2 protein-coding genes are annotated in these 2,306 nt (G+C 72.5%); one reads left to right on the top strand and one right to left on the bottom strand.

Annotated features, from left to right (window positions below; all coding sequences use genetic code 11):
• Positions 1–845, top strand: an 845-nt coding sequence (locus CCN42_RS36965) for a chitinase (RefSeq protein WP_211294880.1), incomplete at its 5' end; no start/stop codon positions are given.
• A gap of 88 nt (positions 846–933) precedes the next feature.
• Here the strand turns inward: CCN42_RS36965 and CCN42_RS36960 are convergent.
• Positions 934–2,306 (bottom strand): GH1 family beta-glucosidase (locus CCN42_RS36960; RefSeq protein ID WP_107427708.1); only part of this gene is annotated, 1,373 nt, incomplete at its 5' end.

The raw sequence follows: 2,306 nt of genomic DNA, 5'->3' as shown, positions 1-2,306 counted from the left end.
TTCGGGGTGCAGCCGCCGCCGAGGCCACCGGCGTGAAGGACTACAACCTCGCCTTCGTCACCGACGGCGGCGGCTGCACCCCGAAGTGGGGCGGCGTCACCGACCTGACGAGCGACGCGGTCGCCGCGCAGATCGGGGCCCTGCGCGCCCAGGGCGGCGACGTCCGGGTCTCCTTCGGCGGCGCGGCCGGCACCGAACTGGCCACCGCCTGTCCCTCGGCGGAGGCGCTGGCGACGGCGTACGGCAAGGTCGTCGACGCGTACCGGCTGACCAAGGTCGACTTCGACGTCGAGGGCGGCGCGCTGCCGAACACCGCGGCCAACACCCGCCGCGCCCAGGCCATCGCGAAGCTCCAGCAGCGGCACCCGGGCCTGGACGTCTCCTTCACCCTGCCGGTGATGCCCGAGGGCCTGACCCAGGCGGGCGTGGACCTCCTCGCCGACGCCCGGAAGAACGGCGTGAAGATCGCCACCGTCAACATCATGGCGATGGACTACGGCCCGGCGTACAGCGGCGACATGGGCACCTACGCCGAGCAGGCCGCCACCGCCACCCAGGCCCAGATCAAGAGCGTCCTCGGCCTGACCGACAGTGCCGCCTGGAAGACGGTCGCGGTCACCCCGATGATCGGCGTCAACGACGTGACCACCGAGATCTTCAAGGTCGACGACGCCACCCAGCTGGTGAACTTCGCCAGGGCCAAGGGCCTCGGCTGGCTGTCCATGTGGTCCGGCACCCGCGACAAGCAGTGCCCGGGCGGCGCGCAGAACCACGCCGACGCCACGTGCAGCTCGATCGTCCAGGACAAGTGGGCCTTCACCAAGGCGTTCGCCGCCTACAAGTGACCCGGCCGGGCCCGCCTGAAAAGGCGGGGCGCGACACCCCCACAGTGTCGCGCCCCGCTCCCCCTTTCCCAGGGTCATGGGCCGGAGGTCAGGCGACCTCCTCCACGGCCGGCGGCAGCGCGCCGGAGCGCGCCACCTGGCCGTACCACAGGGCGCTCGACTTCGGGGTCCGCTCCAGGGTGGTGTAGTCGACGTACACGGCACCGAAGCGCTTGCCGTAGCCGTACGCCCACTCGAAGTTGTCCATCAGGGACCACAGGTAGTAGCCGCGGACGTCGGCGCCGTCGGTGATCGCCCGGCGCACGGCCGCCAGATGGCCGTGCAGGTAGCCGATCCGCTCCGGGTCGTGGACCCGGCCGTCCGCGTCCGGCTTGTCGTCGTAGGCCGCCCCGTTCTCCGTGATGTACAGCGGCAGCCCCGGGGCCTCCCGGGTGTAGCGCATGATCAGCTCGTGCAGACCGGTCGGGTCGATGGTCCAGCCCATCTCGGTGCGCTCGCCCGGCGTCTGGTGGAACGCCACGTCCTCCGCGGCCGGCCACGGCGAGTGCTCGCTCGACCCGTGGCCGTCGGCCCGCGGCCCGCTCGCCGCCGGGTCCGCCGCGCCGACCAGGGTCGGCGTGTAGTAGTTGAGGCCCAGCGCGTCCAGCGGCTGGTTGATGATCGCCAGGTCGCCGTCCTGGACGTAGGACCAGTCGGTCAGGGACGCGGTGGCGTCGAACAGGCTCTGCGGGTAGGCGCCGTGCAGGATCGGGCCGTGGAAGACGCCGTTGGCCAGGTCGTCGATCTTCCGCGCCGCCGCCAGGTCCGCCGGGTCCTGCGACACCGGGCGCACGACCGAGGAGTTGAGGGAGAGCGCCACCGAGTTGCGGGCGGGCATCACCGAGCGCAGCGCGGTGGCGCCGAGGCCGTGGGCCAGGTTGAGGTGGTGCGCGGCGCGCAGGGTCGCCGCCGGTTCGGTGCGGCCGGGGGCGTGGACGCCGGAGCCGTAGCCGAGGAAGGCGCTGCACCACGGCTCGTTCAGGGTGATCCACTGCTCCACCCGGTCGCCGAGCGCCTCGCCGACGATCTGCGCGTACTCGGCGAAGCGGTAGGCGGTGTCGCGCTCCGGCCAGCCGCCCGCGTCCTCCAGCTCCTGCGGCAGGTCCCAGTGGTAGAGGGTGACGGCCGGCTTGATGCCGTGCGCGAGCAGCTCGTCGACCAGGCGCCGGTAGAAGTCCAGGCCGACCTGGACGGCGGGGCCGCGGCCGGTCGGCTGCACCCGGGACCAGGAGACCGAGAAGCGGTACGCGGTCAGGCCCAGCTCCGCCATCATCGCCACGTCGTCGCGGAAGCGGTGGTAGTGGTCGACGGCGATGTCACCGGTGTCGCCGCCGGCCGTCTTGCCCGGCGTATGGCTGAAGGTGTCCCAGATCGACGGCGTCCGGCCGTCCTCGCGGACCGCGCCCTCGATCTGGTAGGCGG

The sequence above is a fragment of the Streptomyces glaucescens genome, from assembly GCF_002154375.1.
Lineage (GTDB): Bacteria > Actinomycetota > Actinomycetes > Streptomycetales > Streptomycetaceae > Streptomyces > Streptomyces glaucescens.
This window is presented reverse-complemented; position numbering and strand designations above follow the sequence as displayed.